The sequence below is a fragment of the Dactylosporangium sp. CA-092794 genome (assembly GCF_050948465.1).
GTDB lineage: Bacteria > Actinomycetota > Actinomycetes > Mycobacteriales > Micromonosporaceae > Dactylosporangium.
On the sequence record NZ_CP192044.1, the window covers coordinates 6,174,872 to 6,190,480 of the forward strand.

Below are 15,609 nucleotides of genomic sequence, written 5' to 3' on the forward strand. Positions count from 1 at the left end.
CGCTACCCCCTGGGGACGGCCTGAGTCCAGACACTAGACCCAGACCGTGCCCGGCACTAGCCTGAGTCTGGAATCGAGACCGTGAACGTGACCGGGCCCACACGCAGCACCCCGTCGTCCAGCGGGACGCACCGGACGCCGCCGTGGCCGCGCAGCGCCCGCCACGCGCCCGGGCCGATCGTCACGTCCATCCAGGCGCACGGGTTGGCCCGGCGCCGGACCCGCAGGCGCACTGGCCCGTCGCCGGAGTCCAGGGTCAGCACCGCGCCGAGCAGCTCATCCACCGCGATGCCGGACACCAGCACGTTGCGCCGCACCTCGGCCAGCCCGGCGCCGGGCGGCAGGGACTCCTGGGCGATCACGGTGATCGCCGCGTCGCGGTGGGCCGGGTGGCCGAAGTACCGATCCCAGACGATCCCGAGGCCGGCCCGGATCTCCACCCGGTCGACCAGCTCTCCCGGCGGGGCGGGAGCCGGGCCGTCCTGCGGCCGGCCCTCGAAGCGGTGCGCCGGCGAGGCGAGCAGCTGCACGATGCGTGACTCCTGACTCACCCGCCAATTGCAACACCGCCGCGCCATACCCCGGTCGCCGTGGCGCCACGCGGATGCGGTACAAACCCGGATCATGCTTGCCGTCGCCCTCGCCATCTTCGCCGCCGCGACGTTCGCCGGATCGGCGGCGGTCCAGCAGCGGGCGGCGCAGCGCGCGGTGGCCGGCGTGCACCACCGGGCCCTGCCGATCCGGGTCGCGCTGCTGGTCCGCCGGCTGGCGCGGGACCGGTGGTGGCTGATGGGCTGGGTGCTCAACCTCGCCGCCTTCATCGCGCACGCGGTGGCGCTGCACCTCGGGTCGCTGACCGTGGTGCAGGCGCTGCTGGTGACACAGCTGCTGTTCGCGATGCTGACGATCCGGCGGCCCCCGGCGGCGGCGTGGCTCGGCACGGCCGCGGTGTGCGCCGGGCTCGCGCTGCTGGTGATCGCTCGGCCGGCGGTACCGCAGCAGCTCGAGCGCGCCGACGTGCCCCCGGCGGTCGGGGTCGCCGCCGTCGTCATCGCCGTGTTCATCGCGGTGGCGCACCTGCTGCCCCGCCGCACCGAGGCCCGCCTGCGCGGGGCCCTGGCCGGCGTCGCGGCCGGCGTGTGCACCTGCCTGACCGCGGTCTTCGTCGTCCTGGTCACCGACACGCTGGCCCACCACGGCGTGGCCGGGCTGTTCCACGACTGGTCGACGCTCGCCCTGATCGCCTCGACCACGACCAGCAGCCTGCTGACCCAGGACGCGTTCGCGGCCGGCTCGCTGCCCACCGCGCTGACCGCGATCAGCATCGCCGACCCGGTCAGCAGCGCCGTGTTCGACGCGACGGTGTTCCACGCCGGCTGGCGCAGCGCCACCTGGTGGCCGTGGAGCACGATGGGGGTGGGCGCGCTGCTGCTGGCCGGCGTGGCGCTGCTGGCCTGGGCCCGGGCGGGCGCGGTCCCGCCGCCGGTCGCCGCGCCCGATCACAGCAGCCAGCTGACCGGCGCCTCCGGGTCGGGGTCGTAGCGGCAGGCGGTGCCGGTGCTGACCCGGTCGTACAGATGCCGCCCGAGCGCCGGGTCGAGCTCGGCGACCCGGGCCAGCGCGGCCACGATCGCCTTGCGGACCGCGACCCGGGCCCGCTCCGCGCTCGCGCCGTCCTCCCGGGCCCGGCCGCCGAGGCCGGTGACCGAGCGCAGGTGTGCGCGCAGCGCGTCGCGCTCCTGCGCCAGCCGCCGGGCGGCGGGACCGGACGGGACGGCGTCGGCGAGCCGGTCGTCGAGCTCGGCGAGGCGGCGGCGGTAGGCGGCGAGCGCCCGCGCGTCGGCAGCGGGCCCGGTGCCGGGCTGCTCGACGGTGCCGGCGCCGGTGTGCGCGGCGACGAGGTCGAGCGCGGCGACGTCGGTGCCGGGACGGGCGAGCAGGTGGTGCAGGTACGACAGCCCCCGCATCGGCGGTAGCGCGGCGGGCCCGCCGTCCGGGCCGATCGTCCACAGCCCGCCCGGGCCGGGCTGGAAGCGCACCGCCGCGGCGCCGGGCGCCGGTCCGGCCGGGGCCGCCTCGAGCCGCCGCCGCCACCAGACGGCGCCGATGCGCCGGTAGGCATCGAGGGCCTGGCGGCGCAGCCGGTCCGCGGCGGGGGCGTTGCCCAGCAGCGCGTTGCCGCGGGCGAGGGTGTCGTCGGTGACCCCGTGGAACATCACGGCACCGGCGTTGACCACGGCCCGGCCCTCGTACGGCGTGAGCAGCTCGACGGCGGCGGCGACCGTGTCCCGGGCGCCGCAGGCCAGCGCCGCCTCCAGCACGCACTGGACGGTCAGCAGCCAGTCGGCGTCGCGCGGCAGGCCCTGCAGGGTGGCGCCGCCGAGGTGGCCGACGAGCGTGGCGGCCCGGTCCGTGCGGCCGGCCTCGGCCCAGATCCAGGCGGCCTCGGCGAGGATGGCCGGCGCGCCCTCGGCGTAGCCGAACTCCTCGTAGACGGGGGCCTCGGCGGCGCAGGTGTCCCGGTCGCCGCGCATCAGGGCCGGGTAGCTGGTCATCGCGTGCAGGACCGCCTCGTGGTCGGCGATGAAGGCCCGGCCGGCCGCCTCGCGGGCCAGTTCGCGCAGGTACGCCGCGGTGTCCAGGCGGCCCAGCATGAGGTCGAGGGCCAGGCGGCGGGAGGCGGCGAAGAAGCGGGCCTCGGCCGACTCCTCGCCGAGGATCTCCAGGGCGCGCAGGTGCCGGTGCATCCGGGGCAGGTCGAGGACCTCGTAGGCGACGGTGAGCCCCCAGATGTGGGCCTGCAGCCGGGCCCGCGGATCGCGCAGGTGGGCGGCGGCGTCGTCGAGCTGGGCCGCCCAGTCGCGGCGGCGCTGCAGGTCGTCGGGGCCCCAGTGGGCGGCCAGCACCGCGTCGAGGCAGTCGGCGAGCAGCACCGGGTCGCCCAGGCCGCGGGCCAGGCTCAGGGCGGTGTCGGCGAACGGCACCGCCCGGCCCGGCTGCCCGGTGTACGCCCAGGTGCGGGCGAGGGCGGCGGCGAGGCCGGCCCGGGCGGCCGGGTCCTCGACGCGGCTGTACACCTCGTGCAGCCGGGCCGGCAGCAGCCCGGCGGTGGCGTCGAAGCGCTGCCCCCGGGCCAGCGCGAGCACCGCCCGGGTGGCCGCCTCGAGGTCGCCGCCGGCCAGCGCCGCCTCCGCCGCCGCGGAGTACAGCGCGACGGCGTGGGCTCCCCGGCCGGCGGCGGCGTGGCCGTCGGCGCGGTCGAGGAGCTCCCGCACGGGTTCGTTCACGGCCGGGACAGCCGCACTTCCGCCGCGTGCCGGTGCACGGTCGCCTCGTCCCAGTCGCCGGTGCAGTAGACGGCGAAGTCGGTGATCGCCCCGTCGGTGACGTCGGCGCGGAACATCTCCCGGCAGTACCACCGCGCACCCTGCTCGTCGGTCCACCGCTCGACCATCTGCATGACCCACCCGCGCGGGGTCGGGTCGAGCCGTTCGACGGTGACCCGCCCGGGCCACGGGTGGCTCTTCGCCCGGATCTCGGCGAGCTCGCCGGCACTGGCGGCCTGCAGCCGCCACTGGGGCAGCGACAGGTCGGCGAACGCGTCCGGCGCGAACAGGTCGCCGGGGTCGCCGCCGGCCTCGAGCCAGGCGACGAACCGGGCCGCGGTGTCCGGGCCCTCGGCGCCGGTCATGACGCGGCCTTGGCGAGGTTGGCGCCGATCACGGCCTGCACGGCGGCCAGGCCGTCGGTGGGGCTGAACTCGACGACACTGGTGCCGGCCGCGACCAGCGGCAGGTGGCCGGGCGGCGCGTAGTAGGCGTCGCCCTCGCCGTAGGTCTCCTCGCGGTCGGGCCACCGGAACGTGACCTGGCCGCTGGTCACCACGCCCCAGTGCGGGCAGGTGCAGCGGTCGCCGGGCAGGCCGGCGAAGTACGGCGCCGGGTCGACGTCCTTGGGGAACCGCTCGAAGGCGACGGTGTACCCGCCGAGGTCGGCGTAGCGCCCCTCGATCATCTCGTGGTCGACGGCGACGGGTGTGGTCATCTGGCGTGCGCTGGGCATCGCGACCTCCATACGAAGATGCTGACACCCCTGCGGCGTGACGTCCGGCGTCACACCCGTTCCGCCGCTACGGCACGGCCGGCTCGGGCCGGGTGCCGGTGGCGCTGCCGAAGATCTTCAGCAGGCCGTCGACCGTCGCCGACCACGGGAACTGCTCGGCGACCGCGCGCGCGTCGGCCCGGCGCCGCTCGGCCGGCACGGCCAGCAGCGACTCCACGCCGTCGGCCAGGCCGGCCGGGGTGCCGTCGGTGACCCGGCCCGCCTCGGGGCGCAGCAGCAGCTCGCCCGCGGCGCCGCGGGACGGCACCACCACCGGCACGCCGCACGCCAGGGACTCCAGGGTGGCCAGCCCGAACGTCTCGGCCGGCGACGGGGACAGCGACACGTCCGCGCCCGCCACCAGGCCGGCGAGGCGCTGCCGGTCGGCGACGTGGCCGACGAAGCGCACCGGCAGGCCCTCCGCGAGCTTCTCCAGCTTGCGCAGGTTGGGGCCGGTGCCGATCACGTCGAGGGTGGCCGGGACGCCGCGGCGGCGCAGCTCGCGCAGCGCCTCGACGGACAGGTCGGGGTGCTTCTCGGTGGACAGCCGGCTCACGGTCACCAGCCGCACCTCGTCGCCGCCGGTGCGCGCGGCCGGGCGGAACATCTCGAGGTCGACGCCCAGCGGCACCCGATGCGTCTTGGCCGGCTGGAACTGGTTGAACTCCGCGGCCGAGAAGGCGGAGGCGAGCACGATGTGGTCGACCCGGCGGTGCAGCCGGCGGTTGACCGCGGTGGCGGCGGAGTCCAGCGGGAACCACCGCGGCACGCGGGTGCGCAGGATCGCGTTGATGCGCTCGTGCGACACGAGCACCAACGGCACGCCGCGGCTGCGCGCCCACGGCGAGAGCCAGCCGATGCTCAGCTTGTCGTTGGCCTCCAGCACGTCGGGGCGCACCAGGTCGAGCAGCGCGCACACCTTGGTGCGGGCGGTGAGCACCCGGTAGCCGCCGGATCCGGGCAGCAGCGGGCTGCGCACCGTGAGGTGGCGCCCGTCGGGCAGCGTGATGTCGCGGTCCTCGGTGCCCGGCACCAGCGTGACTCGCTCGTGACCGGCCGCGATGTAGCCGCGGCCGGTCTGCTCCACGCAGGTGCGTAACCCCCCGGACACCGGCGTGTAGAAGTTGGCGAGCTGGACGATCCTCACGACGCCGCCGCGTCGAGGACGGCGCCGTAGGTGGTGGCGCGCGCGCCCGCCTTGAGCGCGCCCTCGATGGCCCGCAGCGTGTCGTCGCGCAGGCCGGGGCGGTGCAGGTCGTCGGGGTGCAGCGCGACGCGGACCAGGCCGCGGCGGCGGGCCGCCCAGGCGGCGCCGGCGCGCAGCACGGCCGCGCCGAGGCGCTCGCCGGTGCCGCCGGGGCGGTGCGACAGCGCGAAGCCGCGGCGGGCCCGGGTCGCCCGCCCGGCGCCGGGCCGCAGGTCCTTCACCCCGAAGTGGTCGGTGGTGTATCGGAATCCGGCGCCGGCCAGCGCCCGCTCGGCGGCCGGCGAGGCGAGCCAGCCCGGCGGCGTGAAGCCGGTGGTATGCAGCCCGAGGCGATCGAGCACGGACCTGGCCGCGTCGAGGCGCTTGGCGGCCTGCGCCTCGTCGAGCGCGGCGAACTCGGCGGCGCCGCGGGCCACGGCCCGCCCGACCGCGCGCCGCACCGCGCCGCCCTCGGGTCCGGCCTGGTGGCACCAGCCGTGCAGGACCAGCTCGTCGCCGTGCGCGGCGCGCTCGCGCAGCACCTCGGCGTAACCCTCGTGCCCGGACAGCTCCATCCCGCGCCACGGCCCGGGAATCACCAGCAGCGACACGGGGATGCCGAGCGCGTCGGCGTCGGCGCACCAGCGGGCGGTCTCATCGGCGGTCGCCGGCGCGACGTCGTGCACGCTCACGACCATCAACGGCTCGTGTGCTGGTCCGGGGTCCTCAGCGGACGGTTCCACACCCATCACCAATGCCCATCACACCAGGTCAAGGCGGCGTTGCGCTGCCAGTCGGGGTACCTGTCGCCGGACGGTAGCACGGACCGCGCAACCGCCTGGGACCGCTGGCGCCCGCCGCCCCGCAATGCGGCGCACGTCACGGTGATATTGATGAATCCCGGGCCGCCGGAGCGTGAACCCCGAGTGTACGAATTCCCCCGCCGGGCCCGTGCGCGGGCACCGTAAACTGGTCTGGTCACCAAACATCTGGAGACCACACATGACCGGCCCGGCGGAGTTCCCCAGGTTACGGCGCTCCTCCGCGGCCGCGGACGCGGCGCGGCAGATCCGGGAGATGATCGTCGACGGCCGGCTCACGCCCGGCCAGCGCCTGCCAGCTGAGAGAGAGCTCAGCGAGATGCTCGGCATCAGCCGCCCGACCCTGCGCGAGACGATCCGGTCGCTGGTGAGCATGAACATTCTGCGCAGCCGGCACGGGGCGGGCACGTTCGTCGCCGAGCTGGACACCGCGACGCTGCTGGAGCCGCTGGGGTTCGTGCTGGCGCTCAACCCCCGCACGGTCGAGGAGCTGTTCGAGGCGCGGCTGCTGCTGGAGCCGGCGCTGGCCGCCCTGGCCGCGGAGCGCGCCGACGCCGAGCGGGTGGCCGCGATGCGGGCGGCGCTGTCCGGCCCCGACCGGGTTGCGGCGGACGAGGCGCTGCACCGGCTGGTCGCGGAGGCGGCCGGCAACGCGCTGCTCGCCACGATGCTGCAGACCCTGTCCGGCCTGGGCCGGGCCAGCCGCGCCCTGACCTCCTCCCGGCCGGGCGTGCTGCGCCGCACGGCCGCCGAGCACGCCGCCATCGTCGACGCGATCGAGCGCCGCGACGCCCCGGCCGCGCGCGAGGCGATGGCGGCCCACCTGCGCCGCATCGCCGCGGTCGCCAAGCGGGAAACGGCGGCGGGGCGCTAAGCCGGGACGGCCAGGGCCGGCAGCGGGCGGGGAGTCGGGATGGTGCACAGGGCGGTGAACGCCGTCATGCCGGCCGCGAGGACGAGCATCGGCAGGACCGGGTATTTTCCTGATCTGCGGCGGTTTTGCCGTATTACGGCGGATTTGGCGGAGAATGAAGCGCGTGGAGCCAGCTGAACTCGCCGAGGTGGCCGGCGGGGCCACCGCGCACGTCGGACGCCAGCCGATCTACGACCGCGACGGCGCGGTCGTCGGCTACGAGTTGCTGTTCCGGGCCGGCACCGAGGCCGACAGCGCCGCCCGCGTGGACGAGCACGCCACGGCCCGGGTGCTGGTCGCGGCGTTCACCGAGTTCGGCCTGGACGAGCTGACCGGCGGCCGGGTGTGCTTCCTCAACGTGACCCGGTCGTTCCTGACCGGCCGGCTGCCGCTGCCCTTCGACTACAGCCAGGCCGTGCTCGAGGTGCCCGCCGAGCTCGACGTCGACGAGGAGCTGGTGGCCGGCCTGACGGTCCTGGTCGAACGGGGCTTCACCGTGGCGCTGGACCACTTCACGGCCGGCAGCCCGCGCGAGGCCCTGCTGCCGTACGCCACCTACGTGAAGATCGACATGCTGGCCGCCGACGAGGCCGGCGTGTGCGCCTGCGTCGAGCTGTGCCGCCGGTACAACCACGTGCAGCTGGTCGCCGTGCGCCTGGAGACCACCGAGGCCCTGCGCCTGGCCTTCGAGCTGGGCTTCAACCTGTTTCAGGGCCACATCCTGGGCCGCCCGCACGTGGACTCGGCGGTCGCGCTGACCCCCGGCCGGGTCGCCCGCCTGCGGGTACTGTCCGCCCTCGGCGCGGACGACGTCGACCTCGCCGAGGTCGTGGCCCTCGTCAGCCAGGACGCCGGCCTGAGCACCCGGCTGCTGCGCGCCACCAACGCGGCCACCTTCGGCCTGACCCGCACCGTCTCGTCGGTCCGCGAGGCCATCATCGCGATGGGCCTGAACCGGCTGCGCCAGTGGGTGACCCTGATGCTCGTCTCCGACCTGGGCACGGCCGGCCACGAGCAGCTGGCGAGCATCCTGGTCCGGGCCCGGCTGTGCCAGTTGCTGACCGACGACCCGGCCTTCCCGGCCGCGCGGGGCCACGCCGACGAGGCGTACCTGGGCGGCCTGCTCACCGCGATCGCCGACCACTTCGGCGTGCCGATGGACAAGGTCGTCGCCGGCCTGCCGCTGAGCGGCGAACTGCTCCGCGCCCTGCGCGGCGACGACAGCCCGCTGAGCGCCGTGCTGGCCGCCGCCCGCGCCTGCACCGCGCCGGCCGCCGCGGCCTCGCCGGCCGACCGGGCCGCCATCGGCGCGACCTACCTGTCGGCGCTGCGCTGGACCAACGCCGTGCTCGCCGAGCTGGGCCCGGACCTGCCCGACCGCCCCGAGACCCAGCTGCGCGCGCTGGCGTTGTCGGGGCCGGACCGGGGCGCTCAGGCCAGCGGCGGGTAGTCGGTGTAACCGCGGTGGTCGCCGCCGAAGAACGAGGTCCGGTCCGGGGTGTTGAACGGGCCGCCGGCGGCCAGCCGGGCGGGCAGATCCGGATTGGCCAGGAACAGCGCGCCGAAGGAGATCAGGTCGGCGGTGCCGTCCTCGACCAGCGCCAGCGCGTCGGGGCCGGTCGGCGCCGGGTGCGTGTTCGGGTTGAGGATCAGCGCGGCCGGCCACTGGGCGCGCAGGCCGGTGGTGAGGGCCCGCCGGCCGGGGGACTCCATGATGTGCAGGTATGCCAGGCCCAGCTCGGCGATGCCGGACACCAGGGTCTTGTAGGTCTGCTCCAGGTCGTCCTCGGCGATGTCGTGCAGCGGGTTGCCGGGCGAGACGCGCAGCCCCACCTTGTCCCCGCCGATCGCGCCGGCCACCGCGGTGGTGACGGCGGCGGCGAACCGGACCCGTCCCTCGATCGTGCCGCCCCAGCCGTCGGTGCGCCGGTTGGCGTTCGACGACAGGAACTGGTGGATCAGATAGCCGTTGGCGCCGTGCAGCTCGACGCCGTCGAACCCGGCGTCAATGGCGTTGCGGGCGGCCCGCGCGAAGTCGTCGATGGTCTGCGCGATGTCCGCCTCGGTCAGCGCCCGCGGCGCCTGGAACGGCTTGGGCCCCTCGTGGGTGTAGACCTCGCCCTGCGGGGCGACCGCCGACGGGCCGACGGGGACCAGGTCACCGGGCAGCAGGCCGGCGTCGCCGATCCGGCCGGTGTGCATGAGCTGCGCGAAGATCACGCCACCGGCCCGGTGCACGGCGTCCGTGACCTGCCGCCAGGCGACGACCTGCTCGGCCGAGTGCAGGCCGGGCGTGTCGGGGTAGCCCTGCCCGACGACCGAGGGCTGGGTGCCCTCGGTCACGATCAGACCGGCGCCGGCGCGCTGGGCGTAGTACTCGGCCATCAGGTCGGTCGGGGTCGTGCCCTGGCCGTGGGCCCGGCTGCGGGTCATCGGGGCCATGACGATCCGGTTGGCCAGGTCCACGCCGCCCAGGCGGAACGGGTCGAATGCGGTGGTCACTGAGCTTCGCTCCTTGACTCGATCGATTGTTGAGTGAGTCACGCATCTGCCACTGTAGTGGGATGCGTGAGTGAGTCAACTATTGAGCCGGTGCAGTAATGTGGGGTACATGACAGACCACGAGGCCCGCTTCGCCGAGGCCGGTCGGCTGGCGCAGCTGCTGGTCGACATCGCCGAGCGGGCGAAGGCCGACTTCGCCGCCACGGTGGCCTCGTTCGGTCTGCCCGTGCACCTCGCGCGGGCGATCGTGCAGCTGCGCACCCCGGCCCCCATGCGGGACCTGGCCGAGCAGCTCGCCTGCGACCGCTCCTACATCACCAACCTGGCCGACCAGATGGAACAACGCGGCCTGGTGACCCGGGTTCCGGGCGAGGACCGCCGGGTCAAGCTGCTCGCCCTCACCGACTCCGGCGCGGCCCTGCGCGACCAGATCTCCGCGGCGGTGGCCGAGGACAACATGATCCTGCGCCGGCTGACCGACGCCGAGCGTAAGATCCTCGCGCCGCTCCTCGAGCGCCTCCTCGACGACAGCGTGGACGGCCGCCGCCCCGATCCGTATGCCGCACACCGAGACGCCACCTGCCCCCAGCCATCCCAATCCGCTCCGACACACTGCCGAGGAGAAACACCATGAGCTTCGACGCCCGACGAGGAACCCGCGGCGGCCGTCAGCCCAACGGCCGGCTCATGCGCTGGATGAACACGCTGATGGCCAGGCGCATGCGCCGCTCGAGCGGCGGCACGATGATGGGCTTCAACGCCCTGGTCCTCACCACCATCGGCCGCCGCAGCGGCGTCGAGCGCACCAACCCGGTCGGCTGGTTCCCCGGACCCGACGGCAGCTGGCTCATCGTCGCGTCCGCCAACGGCGCCGTGGACAACCCGGCGTGGTATTACAACCTCGCCGCCGACCCCGGCAACGTCCGCATCGAAGTCGGCGGGCAGGTCATCGCCGTGACCGCCGAGCAACTCCACGGAGCGGAGCGCGAGCAGGCCTGGCAGCAGATCACCACCGCCGCGCCCCGGTTCGGCCAGTATCAGCACAAGACCGACCGCGAACTGCCGGTCATCCGCCTGACCGCCCAGGAGTAAGACCTATCCGGGCACGACGGCGGCGACGATCTGCTCGGCGAGCGACTGCCATTGGGCGTAGGCGTCCGGGAACGCCGACACCTGCACCGTCTGCGCCGCCACGGTCACCGCCAGCTGCTCCCAGCCGGAGACCTGGACCAGCGCCGCGTAGAACCGGCGGGCGGCCTCGGCCGGGTTCATCAGCTGGGCGACGGTGCCCCAGCTCGGCCGCTGCTGGAACAGGCCGACCGAGTCGTGGTCGCTGCCGACCCCCTCGTTGGGCAGGCTGAGCGACGCCGGAACGTTGGCGTTGGCCAGGTTGTGCAGGTGGCTCTCCTGCAGCGCGGTGGCGATGGCCACGACGAATCCCCGCTGTGGCAGGTCCAGTGCCTGCCCGGCGCGGATGATCGTGACGGCGTTGTTCATCTCGGCCCGGGTCAGCCCGCCGACCGCGGCGATGACGGCCGGCGGCGAGGCCGATCCCGGCGCCGCGGGCGTCTTGCCGCCGGTCGGCGACGCGGTCGGTGCGGCCGACGGTGAGCGGCTGGGCTGATCGCCGGTGCGGCCGCCGCCGCGGGACGCGCGGCGCTCGGCCTCCAGGACCCGCTCGGTGTCGCTGCGCACCGCCGGCTCGGCCCGGGCCGCGATGTCCGGCGGGCCGCCGGGCGAGCCGATGACGAACAGCGCGCCGATGGCCGCGAACACGACGAGGGCCGCGGCCCGGTGCCGGCCGATCCGCGACCGGACCGCCGTGTGCCGGCCGCGCCGGCCGTGACGCAGGTGGCGGGGGGCTCGCCGCCCGCCGGATGGTGGGGTTTGCACGGGTACCTCGACAGACTGTTCAGGGCACGACCCATCGACCGTCCACAGGGGACGGTTGCGGTGCGGTGGGTGCCGCGGTTACCGGAGCGGGCGGTGTCCCTGACGGGCCGGCCGGTCGGCGGGGTCGCGGGTCGAGGCGTGGCGCCACTCGAGGGGCTGCATGTGGTGCTCCTTCCGATGCCGCCTACCGGGTTAGCTGACGGATTCGGGCGGGAGGATCGCCCTACCTCGCGGCGCGTGGCCGCTCGGATTCACCCCAGTGGTGCCTGGTTCCCCGGCTCGTTCGAGCACGACTCGGCGGGTCCGCCGCGCCGTCACCCTCGATCGGCGACAACCAGCGCAGCGAACCCCATGACCATAACGGTTACATAACCGCAGGTGAAGCCCTAGATCGGAACTGCCACGACGCCACCCGCACCCCGGCATTGCGCAGTGCGGCGTCAGCGGCCGGGAGTCTCCTCGAGCCACTGGGCGTCGCGCTTGTCGTCGGCGAAGGCGACGCGGCCCGGCCGGCGCTTGGCGCGGTACATGGCCTGGTCGGCGAGTTCGACCAGGCGCTCGGGGTCGACGGCGGCCTCGTCGGCCGTTTCCACCACCATGACGCCGATGCTGGTGGCCACGCTGACCTCGGTCGACGAGGACAGGGTCACCGGCTCGGCGACGGCGTCGAGGATGCGGCCCAGGACGGCCGGAATGCGGTCGGCGGAACCGATCTGCTCCAGCAGTACCACGAACTCGTCACCGCCCACGCGGGCCACGAAATCCGTGCCGCGGACCGTGTTGACGAGGCGGCCGGCGACGACGACGAGCAGCTCGTCGCCGGCGGCGTGGCCGTGCCGGTCGTTGACCGGCTTGAAGCCGTTGAGGTCCAGGAACAGCACCGCCATGGGACCGCCGCCGCGGTGGACCCGGCCGGCGGCGTCGTGGATGCGGTTGACCAGGCGGCGGCGGTTGGGCAGGCCGGTCAGGGCGTCGTGGGACGCGGCGTGCTCCTGGAGGCGCTGCTCGGTGACGTCGCGGTTGACGTAGACGAAGCCGGCGCGGCCGCCGTCGGGACCGGTGAGGGTGGAGACCGAGGACAGGACCGTGAGCGGGGCGCCGTCGTAGCGGCGCTCGCGCAGCTCGCCGCTCCAGCGGCCGGCGGCGTCGAGGTCGTCGAGCACCTGGCGTATCCCGATCTCGTCACCGTCCTCGGTGCAGCAGGTGGTGGCCAGCAACGCGAACAGGTCGCAGCCGACCGCGTCGCCGGCCGGGTAGCCGTAGAGGCGTTCGGCGCCCGCGTTCCACGAGTCGATGACGTTGTCCGGGCTGCACGAGATGACCGCGTCGGAGATGGCGTCGAGCAGGTCGCTCTGCCGGCGGGCGTCGTCGAGCAGCTCCAGCGTGGCCAGCAGCGCCCGGCCGTGCTCCAGGCCGGTCGCGGCCACCGCGGCGACCGCCTCCACGAACTCGGCGTCGCCGGCCGCCATCGGGCCGCTGCCGGGGGCCTGCACCGCGAGCGTGCCGACGATCCGCCCGCGCGTCAGGATCTTCGCGATCACCGCGCCCGCCGCCCGGTTCTCCGCGGGGGTACGAGTCATGGCCCGCTCGTCCAGCGCGGCCACGGCGGCGCGGCGCAGGGCCATGGCGGTGGCCGAGTTCTGATCCGGGCCCGCCACGCGCACCAGCGGCTCGGTCCCGTCGGCCGGCACCAGCGTGCCCGCCACGCAGCGGTGGGGCACCTCGGCGGCGAGCTGGCCGATCAGGTACTCCAGCGCCCGGCCCTCGTCCTGCGCGACGTTGTGCAGCCGCGCCCCGACGGCCGCGACCACAGCGAAACGGGACACGCCATTCCATCGGCCACGGGCCGCGAGGCTGAAGAGAACCGCTTGTCGGCGGCCTTGGTAAGTGGTAGCTTACGGTTCGTCATGGCGAACATAACCGCGATGCTGGTCGCGCTCGGTGACCCGATGCGGCAGTCGATCCTCGATCGGCTCTCCGACGGGCCGATGCCCGTCGGCCGGCTGGCCGAGGTGCTGCCGATCAGCCGGCCCGCCGTCTCGCAGCACCTGAAGGTGCTCAAGGACGTGGGGCTGGTGACCGACCGCCAGGAGGGCACGCGCCGGCTCTACCAGGCCGACCCGGAGGGCGTCGCCGCGCTGCGCGCACACCTGGACGGCATGTGGGCGCGCTCCCTGGCGGCATTCCAGCAGCGGGTCGAGCGGGAGACGGCGCAGGACGAGGCAGGGGAAGGCGACACCGATGATCGAGACAGTTGAGGCCGTCCGCCGCGAGGTCGTGGTCGGCGCCGGCCGCGAGCGCGCGTTCGAGATCTTCACCGCGGACATGACGTCGTGGTGGCCGGGCAGCCACCACATCGGCGACGCGCCGATCGAGCGGGTCATCATCGAACCGCGCAGCGGCGGCCGGTGGTACACCGTGCACCAGGACGGCTCGGAAACCTGCACCGGCGTCGTGGCCGTGTGGGACCCGCCCGCCCGGCTGGTGGTGACCTGGCAGATCGGCGCCGACTGGAAGTACCACGACGACCTGGTGACGACGGTGGACGTCCGGTTCGAGGAGGTGGCGCCCGGCCGGACCCGCGTGCGGCTGGAGCACCGCGACCTCGCCGCCTTCGGCGCGGACGCGGCCAAGATGCGTGAGACCTTCGAGCAGCCCGGCGCCTGGACCGGCATCCTGGAGACGTTCGCCCGGGTGGCGGGACAGCCCGCATGAAGACCGTGGTCCTCTACACCTCCGCCGACGACGTGGTTGAACCGCGCCTCACCCCCTGAGTGGCGGTCTGGTGCATGACGTACGTCACAGCAGTGGACAGTATCGGTCGCTCATCGCTCCCACCGGCACAGACCTCGACCGAGGGAGCGTGGATGATCGACGATCGGCCGCAAGCCGTCGAACTGCCCGACGCCGGGCTCGCACCGCCCGGCTTCACCGAGTTCTACGCGGCCAACGCGGCCTCCGTGCTGCACGTGATGACCGCGTTCGCCGGGGCCGAGCTGGGCCGGGAAGCGGTCGCCGAGAGCTTCGCCCGCATCCTGGAGCGCTGGGCCGGCCTGCCGCACCTCGACAACGTGCAGCGCCGGGCGTACGTGCTGACCACCGCCAAGAACTACGTGCGCCGGGACGCGCTGGCCCGCGCCCGGCTCGAGCCGCTCGACGAGGCCCGCGAGGTCGCCCGGGAGGACCCCGGCCTGGACCGCGTCACCGACCGGCTCAGCCTGGAACGGGCCGTGCGGGCGGTCATCGACGCCCAGCCGGTGCGCCGGCGGCAGGTGGCGCTGCTGTACTTCCTGAACGACGACAGCTACGCGCAGATCGCGAGCTACCTCGACATCGCCGAGTCCACCGTGCGCAGCCACGTCGCCGAGGTGCGGCGGCTGCTGCAGCCCTACGTACGCCGGTACCAGCAACTGACGGAGGCGAGCGACGATGCCTGACCAGACCGACCCCGCCCGCGCCCTGCTGCGCCGCGCGTACGGCGTCGACGGCGGCGGCGACGCGCCCGCCGGCCTGCTCGACGAGGTGCACCGCGCCGCCTCCGGCCCGGCGGACCCGCGCCCCATCGAGCTGCGGCCCGACCGGCCCGCTCCGCGGCCGCACGGGCACCGGCCGCCACGCCGCCGCGGCGGCTTGGTGATGGCCGGCGCGGTCGCGGCGGCGATGCTCGTGGTCCTCTCCGGCGCCACGATCGCCACCCGCCTGCTCGGCGCCGGCGGCGGGGCGCCGGTCGGCGGACGGCCGTCGACGCTGCCGAGCGTCATCGCCTCGCCGGGCGGGTCGCCGGCGTCGACGGTCACCGCGGGCCCGGTGCTGCCGGTACCGTCGCAGTGCGCCGTCGCCTGGGAACTGGCCCTGCAGGACCGGTCGTTCAGCGTCTCCGACCGGGATTCCGGCTGCCCGCCGCTGGCGGTCGACGGGCTCTACCTGGTCGACGTGGCGGAGGGCAACGGCCGGTTCGAGCCGGGCTTCGCGACGGTCTGGCCGATCACGCCGGCCGGAGCCGCCGGCCCGACGATCACGGCGCCGTTCACGTTCACCGCCGCGGGCTGGCCGGGCCGGACGCCCGGCCACTTCTACGAGATCTGGTACTCCGCGAGCGTGCGACCGCCCGCGGGGAGCGACGCGATGTCCATCTACGAGCATGCCCTCACCATCTCGGCGCCATTGCTGGCGAAGTAGGGCGATCCGATAAG

18 protein-coding genes and 1 riboswitch are annotated in these 15,609 nt (G+C 74.8%); of the genes, 9 read left to right on the forward strand and 9 right to left on the reverse strand.

Translation table 11 applies throughout. From position 1 onward, the window contains the following. Nucleotides 1–56: 56 nt before the first annotated feature. Complete coding sequence (locus ACQPXD_RS26050; RefSeq protein WP_432842951.1) at nucleotides 57–551, reverse strand: molybdenum cofactor biosysynthesis protein; 495 nt, start codon at nucleotides 549–551, stop codon at nucleotides 57–59. Nucleotides 552–624: 73 nt separating this feature from the next. On the opposite strand from ACQPXD_RS26050, the gene ACQPXD_RS26055 reads away from it, so the two are divergent. Then, nucleotides 625–1,542 (forward strand): DMT family transporter, encoded by a 918-nt coding sequence (locus ACQPXD_RS26055; RefSeq protein ID WP_432842953.1) that lies wholly within the window; start codon nucleotides 625–627, stop codon nucleotides 1,540–1,542. Here the strand turns inward: ACQPXD_RS26055 and ACQPXD_RS26060 are convergent. From ACQPXD_RS26060 to ACQPXD_RS26080, 5 genes are all read right to left on the reverse strand, one after another. Beyond that, nucleotides 1,500–3,287, reverse strand: coding sequence for a hypothetical protein (locus tag ACQPXD_RS26060; protein ID WP_432842955.1), 1,788 nt, complete (start codon nucleotides 3,285–3,287; stop codon nucleotides 1,500–1,502). The genes ACQPXD_RS26055 and ACQPXD_RS26060 overlap by 43 nt on opposite strands. After that, nucleotides 3,284–3,691 (reverse strand): hypothetical protein, encoded by a 408-nt coding sequence (locus ACQPXD_RS26065; protein WP_432842957.1) that lies wholly within the window; start codon nucleotides 3,689–3,691, stop codon nucleotides 3,284–3,286. Before ACQPXD_RS26065 ends, ACQPXD_RS26060 begins: the two co-directional genes overlap by 4 nt. Further along, complete coding sequence (locus ACQPXD_RS26070) at nucleotides 3,688–4,062, reverse strand: hypothetical protein (protein WP_432842959.1); 375 nt, start codon at nucleotides 4,060–4,062, stop codon at nucleotides 3,688–3,690. The genes ACQPXD_RS26065 and ACQPXD_RS26070 overlap by 4 nt, the downstream gene beginning before the upstream one ends. A 67-nt stretch (nucleotides 4,063–4,129) precedes the next feature. After that, nucleotides 4,130–5,248, reverse strand: a complete 1,119-nt coding sequence (locus ACQPXD_RS26075) for a glycosyltransferase (protein ID WP_432842961.1) — start codon at nucleotides 5,246–5,248, stop codon at nucleotides 4,130–4,132. Next, the gene (locus tag ACQPXD_RS26080) at nucleotides 5,245–5,973 is read right to left on the reverse strand and encodes a DUF2334 domain-containing protein (protein WP_432842963.1); all 729 of its coding nucleotides are present in this window, start codon (nucleotides 5,971–5,973) and stop codon (nucleotides 5,245–5,247) included. The genes ACQPXD_RS26075 and ACQPXD_RS26080 overlap by 4 nt, the downstream gene beginning before the upstream one ends. Before the next feature lie 316 nt (nucleotides 5,974–6,289). Here ACQPXD_RS26080 and ACQPXD_RS26085 point away from each other — a divergent pair, with 316 nt between their 5' ends. After that, nucleotides 6,290–6,982, forward strand: a complete 693-nt coding sequence (locus tag ACQPXD_RS26085; protein ID WP_432842965.1) for a FadR/GntR family transcriptional regulator — start codon at nucleotides 6,290–6,292, stop codon at nucleotides 6,980–6,982. A gap of 163 nt (nucleotides 6,983–7,145) precedes the next feature. Beyond that, nucleotides 7,146–8,471: an EAL and HDOD domain-containing protein gene (locus tag ACQPXD_RS26090; RefSeq protein WP_432842967.1), complete on the forward strand. Its 1,326-nt coding sequence runs from the start codon at nucleotides 7,146–7,148 to the stop codon at nucleotides 8,469–8,471. Here ACQPXD_RS26090 and ACQPXD_RS26095 read toward each other — a convergent pair. After that, complete coding sequence (locus ACQPXD_RS26095) at nucleotides 8,453–9,523, reverse strand: alkene reductase (RefSeq protein WP_432842969.1); 1,071 nt, start codon at nucleotides 9,521–9,523, stop codon at nucleotides 8,453–8,455. The two genes, ACQPXD_RS26090 and ACQPXD_RS26095, sit on opposite strands and share 19 nt — an antisense overlap. A gap of 109 nt (nucleotides 9,524–9,632) precedes the next feature. Here ACQPXD_RS26095 and ACQPXD_RS26100 point away from each other — a divergent pair, with 109 nt between their 5' ends. Then, nucleotides 9,633–10,157, forward strand: coding sequence for a MarR family winged helix-turn-helix transcriptional regulator (locus ACQPXD_RS26100; protein ID WP_432842971.1), 525 nt, complete (start codon nucleotides 9,633–9,635; stop codon nucleotides 10,155–10,157). After that, the gene (locus ACQPXD_RS26105; protein WP_432842973.1) at nucleotides 10,154–10,615 is read left to right on the forward strand and encodes a nitroreductase/quinone reductase family protein; all 462 of its coding nucleotides are present in this window, start codon (nucleotides 10,154–10,156) and stop codon (nucleotides 10,613–10,615) included. Before ACQPXD_RS26100 ends, ACQPXD_RS26105 begins: the two co-directional genes overlap by 4 nt. Before the next feature lie 3 nt (nucleotides 10,616–10,618). Here ACQPXD_RS26105 and ACQPXD_RS26110 read toward each other — a convergent pair whose 3' ends face one another. Beyond that, a complete protein-coding gene (locus ACQPXD_RS26110) occupies nucleotides 10,619–11,416 on the reverse strand; it encodes a hypothetical protein (protein ID WP_432842975.1) in 798 nt (265 codons plus the stop codon). Nucleotides 11,417–11,582: 166 nt separating this feature from the next. Beyond that, a riboswitch (cyclic di-AMP (ydaO/yuaA leader) is annotated at nucleotides 11,583–11,726 on the reverse strand. A gap of 130 nt (nucleotides 11,727–11,856) precedes the next feature. Continuing rightward, complete coding sequence (locus ACQPXD_RS26115) at nucleotides 11,857–13,242, reverse strand: diguanylate cyclase domain-containing protein (RefSeq protein ID WP_432842977.1); 1,386 nt, start codon at nucleotides 13,240–13,242, stop codon at nucleotides 11,857–11,859. An 81-nt stretch (nucleotides 13,243–13,323) separates the two neighbouring features. On the opposite strand from ACQPXD_RS26115, the gene ACQPXD_RS26120 reads away from it, so the two are divergent. From ACQPXD_RS26120 to ACQPXD_RS26135, 4 genes are all read left to right on the forward strand, one after another. Continuing rightward, complete coding sequence (locus tag ACQPXD_RS26120; protein ID WP_432842979.1) at nucleotides 13,324–13,674, forward strand: ArsR/SmtB family transcription factor; 351 nt, start codon at nucleotides 13,324–13,326, stop codon at nucleotides 13,672–13,674. Next, nucleotides 13,658–14,131, forward strand: coding sequence for an SRPBCC family protein (locus ACQPXD_RS26125; protein WP_432842981.1), 474 nt, complete (start codon nucleotides 13,658–13,660; stop codon nucleotides 14,129–14,131). Before ACQPXD_RS26120 ends, ACQPXD_RS26125 begins: the two co-directional genes overlap by 17 nt. Nucleotides 14,132–14,283: 152 nt before the next feature. Beyond that, the gene (locus ACQPXD_RS26130; RefSeq protein ID WP_432842983.1) at nucleotides 14,284–14,853 is read left to right on the forward strand and encodes an RNA polymerase sigma factor; all 570 of its coding nucleotides are present in this window, start codon (nucleotides 14,284–14,286) and stop codon (nucleotides 14,851–14,853) included. After that, nucleotides 14,846–15,595, forward strand: a complete 750-nt coding sequence (locus ACQPXD_RS26135) for a hypothetical protein (RefSeq protein WP_432842985.1) — start codon at nucleotides 14,846–14,848, stop codon at nucleotides 15,593–15,595. The genes ACQPXD_RS26130 and ACQPXD_RS26135 overlap by 8 nt, the downstream gene beginning before the upstream one ends. Nucleotides 15,596–15,609: the final 14 nt, after the last annotated feature.

What these genes read in the sequence shown, in the direction of transcription:
- ACQPXD_RS26055 (WP_432842953.1), top strand. Translation starts at nt 625, where the DNA reads ATGCTTGCCGTCGCCCTCGCCATCTTCGCCGCCGCGACGTTCGCCGGA.
- ACQPXD_RS26065 (WP_432842957.1), bottom strand. Translation starts at nt 3,691, where the DNA reads ATGACCGGCGCCGAGGGCCCGGACACCGCGGCCCGGTTCGTCGCCTGG.
- ACQPXD_RS26070 (WP_432842959.1), bottom strand. Translation starts at nt 4,062, where the DNA reads ATGCCCAGCGCACGCCAGATGACCACACCCGTCGCCGTCGACCACGAG.
- ACQPXD_RS26085 (WP_432842965.1), top strand. Translation starts at nt 6,290, where the DNA reads ATGACCGGCCCGGCGGAGTTCCCCAGGTTACGGCGCTCCTCCGCGGCC.
- ACQPXD_RS26100 (WP_432842971.1), top strand. Translation starts at nt 9,633, where the DNA reads ATGACAGACCACGAGGCCCGCTTCGCCGAGGCCGGTCGGCTGGCGCAG.
- ACQPXD_RS26105 (WP_432842973.1), top strand. Translation starts at nt 10,154, where the DNA reads ATGAGCTTCGACGCCCGACGAGGAACCCGCGGCGGCCGTCAGCCCAAC.
- ACQPXD_RS26120 (WP_432842979.1), top strand. Translation starts at nt 13,324, where the DNA reads ATGGCGAACATAACCGCGATGCTGGTCGCGCTCGGTGACCCGATGCGG.
- ACQPXD_RS26125 (WP_432842981.1), top strand. Translation starts at nt 13,658, where the DNA reads ATGATCGAGACAGTTGAGGCCGTCCGCCGCGAGGTCGTGGTCGGCGCC.
- ACQPXD_RS26130 (WP_432842983.1), top strand. Translation starts at nt 14,284, where the DNA reads ATGATCGACGATCGGCCGCAAGCCGTCGAACTGCCCGACGCCGGGCTC.
- ACQPXD_RS26135 (WP_432842985.1), top strand. Translation starts at nt 14,846, where the DNA reads ATGCCTGACCAGACCGACCCCGCCCGCGCCCTGCTGCGCCGCGCGTAC.